Source organism: Streptomyces sp. NPDC050636 (genome assembly GCF_040654775.1).
GTDB lineage: Bacteria > Actinomycetota > Actinomycetes > Streptomycetales > Streptomycetaceae > Streptomyces.
Map to the genome: position 1 here is coordinate 1 of NZ_JBFAIP010000200.1, position 4798 is coordinate 4798.

Genomic DNA, 4798 nt, shown 5'->3' on the forward strand with positions numbered 1-4798 from the left:
AGCTTCCATTGGCACCGGGTTTGGGGCAACGTTGCGGGTGTAGCGGGTTGGCCAGCATCTATGCAGCTCAGAGGTGGTACAGGGCGGATTGGCGCATGCGCATGTGCCATCATCTGTCACCACCTCTGGCAGGATGCATGCTGACTTGGCTGACGTACCGTCAGTCAAACCTGATTGGGCGTCACTTCGGTCGCGGCGCGTGCAATGTATTTGCGAAGCGGACGAACCCGCTTATCTGGGTGATCGGCTCCAACGAAGGTCATTCCCTTGTGGATGGCTGGGCGTCTCCCCGCTCGCTGAAGGCTCAGGCGTGGGAACGGAAGCGCGTGGCTTCCTTGCCGCGTGCCATTGGCGGCTGAGTGACAAGGAATACATCCACGGTGCTGACTTCGAAGAGGTGCAGAGCCTTGCGCAGAGGATCGTGAGTCGCGAATGAGTTGCGCGCTCTCACGGCTGGCGACGGCAAGAGGGGTTCGGTCGCGCGTGATGCAGGGTATGGGGCCTGACTCTGTGGCTTGCCCAGCTTCACCCTCGCGTCTGTAGCGGCTCGATGCGTTGCCGGAACTATTCGTCAGGTGACCGGATCGTCTCTACGGATCCAGGTTCTTGCCCTCAGACCTGGTCGACATAGTCCGTGGACAGAGTTGGAAATGACGCGTCAGGACGGTAGTCGCGCACTAAGGGGTGTCCCGTAACTGCTGGCCACGGTGAGATGATCTTGCCGTGGCTGGTGTGATCACGGCGTCGGAGCCGTCTTGGATAGCCCCGTTCACCGGGCTGAGCCCGCGTCAGTTCGGCAAGCTGATCACTGCGTTGCGGCGAGAAGGTGCAGATCCTGTGCGCAAGGGCCGGCCGTGGAGCCTGCCGCTGGAGGACCGCGTTCTGCTGGTCGCCGCCTACTGGCGGACGAACCTGACCCTGCGCCAACTGGCGCCGCTGTTCGGGGTGTCCAAGTCCGCGGCCGACCGCGTCATCGACCACCTCGGACCCGCGCTCGCCCTCCAGCAACGCAAGCGGTTCCGCAAGGACACGGTGCTGATCGTGGACGGCACCTTGGTCCCCACACGTGATCACAGTGTTGCCGAGCAGTCGAAGAATTACCGGTACTCGACCAACCACCAGGTCGTGATCGATGCCGACACCCGGCTCGTCGTCGCCGTCGGCCGGCCGCTGCCCGGCAACCGCAACGACTGCAAGGCGTGGGAGCTGTCCGGCGCCAAGGACGCCGTCGGCCGCACCACGGTCATCGCGGACGGCGGCTACCGGGGAACCGGCCTGGTCATCCCACATCGCCGCGAACGCGGCCAGGCCGAACTCCCGGCCTGGAAGGAAGAGCACAACGCCTCCCACCGCAAGGTCCGCGCCCGAGCCGAGCATGCCTTCGCCCGCATGAAGACCTGGAAGATCCTGCGTGACTGCCGTCTCAAGGGCGACGGCGTTCACCACGCGATGCTCGGCATCGCCCGCCTGCACAACCTCACCCTCGCGGGGTGACGAAGAAACCAGCAGGCCACTCAGCACGCCGAAGATCAATTACGGGACACCCCTTAGAAGCACTCACTCCCTACGACGTGGTCGCGAAGGTAGAAGCAGGCATATGCCGTCAGTTGCGGCAGCGTCTCGATGTAATCGATCGGGAGCATGGGATGAAGGGGCCAGATTCGCCGATCACAGGTTCCTTCACGGAGCGACCGTAGCGGTGTAGTTGGCGTCTGAAGCGTGGTTCGTCGCACTGGACAGCGCCCGTTGAGCCGATATGCGCAACGGCCGAAGCCAGCGGGGCATCGAGCCAGCGCCTTCGGACTTCGTGCACATCGCACGCGTATGCGGATTGCGGATTGCGGATTGCGGATTGCGGATTGCGGAGCACAACCACCGCCATCCTGAATGGTTTCAGCGACGAGCGGCCGGGCGATCTGCCTGCGCATGCCGCGCTCGTCCACGCCCTGGCCAGTGCCCTCGAACTCGCCCCGAGCGGCGATCGCAGGAAGTCTCCTCGCCAATGAGAAGAGCCTTGTGCTGCGTGTTGCTGCCGCGCTGCCGCCTGTCGGCACCTATGACAAGTTGATCCGTGTTTGGTCGCCTCGCAACACGTAGCGGCGAGGGTGAAGTCGCCGTGTGCCGGCTTTGGCGTCCATCACCGTGGCCGCACGATCGACCAGCCCGGTCGAAGTGCGCCAACTCTGGTTGGGGCTCACTCCCCGGTGGCCGGCCCAGCAAGTGAGTCGGACGTGCTGCATGAGCCCGAAGGAGTAGGTCCTGCACGGGTTCGATGCCTGCCGAGCATGTCCCCGAAGGCCTCGCGTTCCGTGGCGAGACCCGGATTTTTTTGCATCTGCACGTGCATCCAGGGCCCACATTCACCCGAAAGGGTGCAACTCTCGACCCCCACCTCTCACACTTCTCGCTAATCACAACACCGGCGGACAGGTGGCCGATGTTGCGTAATCTGCGGCAAGCCTTCGCTCCATGAGCGAACTGATGAGGTTCACGACCTTTTTTGATCGCATCTTTTTCAGAGTTGAGCGATTCTCGAATCGGACGCATGCGAGCGACAGAGAGCAGGCCAAAGACTCAAGACGGGAGGTGATTTGCACGGAGTCTTTGAGCGATAGCGGAAGGCGTTGTCGGCGATGTAGCGTCAAACGCCCTCCCAACGGAGGAACCCCGGGGGTGGATTGCAGCCACTCCCCGGGGCTATGTTGCGATCGATACAGGAGATGTGATGATCGACCGGTTTCGCCGAGGTGCTGTTTCCCTGCCCCCGGCGACGCGTGAATTTAGCATTCCTCCGGTTTCGCATGCCGAAACCTGTGTGGTGCATGCCTTTGATGTCACGCTGCGTCTGAGCGCCGTCATCGTGGTGGTCATCGTGGTGTCGGCTCTCACGGAGGGTGCCGTGCCGGCTTCCTGGGACAGGGCGTTCCTTCTGGCGCTGGCCGGGATTGCCGGGTTGTCTTCCGTTCGCTACCTGCGGCTTCGCTTCAAGTGAGGCACTGAGTCCCTGTCCCTGGGCGACGCTCCGCTCAGGGACAGGGCGCCCTGCCAATGGCTGGTCGGCACGCGAGCCGTGAATGTTCTTTGCGCTGCGTGCTGTCGCAGAAAGTACCGAGTGGGAGAGAGAAACAGAAGGTGAATACTCCATCCGGCTACAGACGTTGTGCGCACTGTGGCCGCCGGTTCCTGCAGCGGACAGGCCCGGGGCGTAAGAAGGATTACTGCGACAAAGCGTGCCGCCGACGCGCACAGCGGCAACGTGACGGCAAGTCCGCCCCCCGTCAGCCCGTGGACGCCTGCCCGTGGGGAGGGCCGATTTCCGAAAACGTCCACGTCCTGGCGGCCCGTCTCCTTGAGGCAGAGCACCAACGGTCCCCTTTGCCGGTGCTGCTGGAGCACGCCAACAGCGTGACCCGTGAGGTCGGCTACTACACGGCTGCGGCAGTGCACGATGCCAGGGCGGACGGCACCGGCTGGGATGCCGTGGCTGCTGCGGCAGGTGTCAGTATCGAAACGGCTCGGGACCGGTGGGGCGAGCGCAAGGTCAAGCGCCTCCTTGCACGTCGTGCACAAGAGCGCTGCCCTTGCCCTTCCCATCGGATCAGCAGGCCGCGGCACGCCGCAGAGTCGGTGGACCCCGCTCCGTCGGCTGCGCCCGCGGGCGGTGCGTCACAGAAGCTGGCGTCGGCTCTGTCGTATCTGCAGCGCAAGAGCACATTGACCATCCAAGACGCGGCGCAGCAGGCGGATCTGTCCCCGTCCTATGTCTCGCGCGTCCTGGCGGGTGAGCGGGTGCCCAGCTGGCCGGTCGTGCACATGCTGGCGACGATCTTCGGGGGCAACGCAGCGGAGCTGCGGGTGTTGTGGGAGAGCGCGCAGGGCGTGGCCTACCCGTCGCGGCAGACGGTAGAGGGTGCGGCCCAGCGCCTGCAGGACGCGCTTCGAGGGCTGTATCTGGCAGCTGCCTGCCCTGACCTGGAGCAGCTGAGCGTCGAGGGAGAGTTGTCAGCTGCTGCCGTTGGCGAGGTACTTCGGGGAGACGTCGTCCCCGACTGGGCGACGACAGGCGCGCTCATAGCGAGGCTGGGCGGGCGCCCCGGTGACTTCCGGCGACTGTGGGAGGAGTTTCACTACGCGTTCCTCGCCTCGCAGGTTCTCTTCCCTCCTGGGGGGTTGCCACGTTCCGCACTACCGGATGTCGGCCCCGACGCCGGCACCGGTTCGCCGTGACCTGCGGGGACGCCGAGAGCCCTGTCGAGGGAAGCGAGATCGCGATGACCCGTACGCCACACTCCTGCCCCATACCTTGGCTGCCGACGGATGAGCGCAGTGGGAACGTGGCGGCATCAGCGTCGCGGGGGTTCGCCGCGTTTCAGCTGCTGTATGAGCAGAGATACCTGCGGTATGCCGAGGTTCGTCTCGGGAGGGGGAGCGCTGGCCGCGGCGCAGTGATGGCGGCCTTCGGTGCTCTGTCGGCCATCTGGGCTGATGTGCTTCGCAGTTCATGCCCATCCGCAGTCTCCTGGCGCGTTCTGAGCCATGCTGTTTCCGCTGTCCGGTCTGCCTCAGCCGACGCAGTCGACGTGGATGCCTTGCACGATGTGCTCCCTGTTCGTCAGGCAGACGCTGTCCTGCTGCGCTACCGCCTGGGGATGCCACTGGTGGAGGTCGCCGACCTGATGGGTGTTGACGAGTCCGCCCTGGCAGTCCTTCTGCGGGAGGCTGAGCGTACACTCCGCGGCGCCTCATCGCCGCTGTAGGCGCAGGCTCAGCGCAGGTCCGCGACTTCGTTGGCCATCGA

At 64.7% G+C, this 4798-nt stretch carries 4 protein-coding genes; all 4 read left to right on the forward strand.

Going from position 1 to position 4798, the window contains the following annotated elements:
- Positions 1-723 precede the first annotated feature (723 nt).
- The 4 genes from AB0I10_RS40255 (at position 724) to AB0I10_RS40270 (ending at position 4757) form a co-directional block, all read left to right on the forward strand.
- Positions 724-1494, forward strand: a complete 771-nt coding sequence (locus AB0I10_RS40255; RefSeq protein WP_363157711.1) for a transposase — start codon at positions 724-726, stop codon at positions 1492-1494.
- A 1231-nt stretch (positions 1495-2725) separates the two neighbouring features.
- The gene (locus AB0I10_RS40260) at positions 2726-2992 is read left to right on the forward strand and encodes a hypothetical protein (RefSeq protein ID WP_363157712.1); all 267 of its coding nucleotides are present in this window, start codon (positions 2726-2728) and stop codon (positions 2990-2992) included.
- A 389-nt stretch (positions 2993-3381) separates the two neighbouring features.
- Positions 3382-4227 (forward strand): helix-turn-helix transcriptional regulator, encoded by an 846-nt coding sequence (locus tag AB0I10_RS40265; protein ID WP_363157713.1) that lies wholly within the window; start codon positions 3382-3384, stop codon positions 4225-4227.
- 221 nt (positions 4228-4448) lie between these two features.
- Positions 4449-4757 (forward strand): sigma factor-like helix-turn-helix DNA-binding protein, encoded by a 309-nt coding sequence (locus AB0I10_RS40270; RefSeq protein ID WP_363157714.1) that lies wholly within the window; start codon positions 4449-4451, stop codon positions 4755-4757.
- Positions 4758-4798 lie beyond the last annotated feature (41 nt).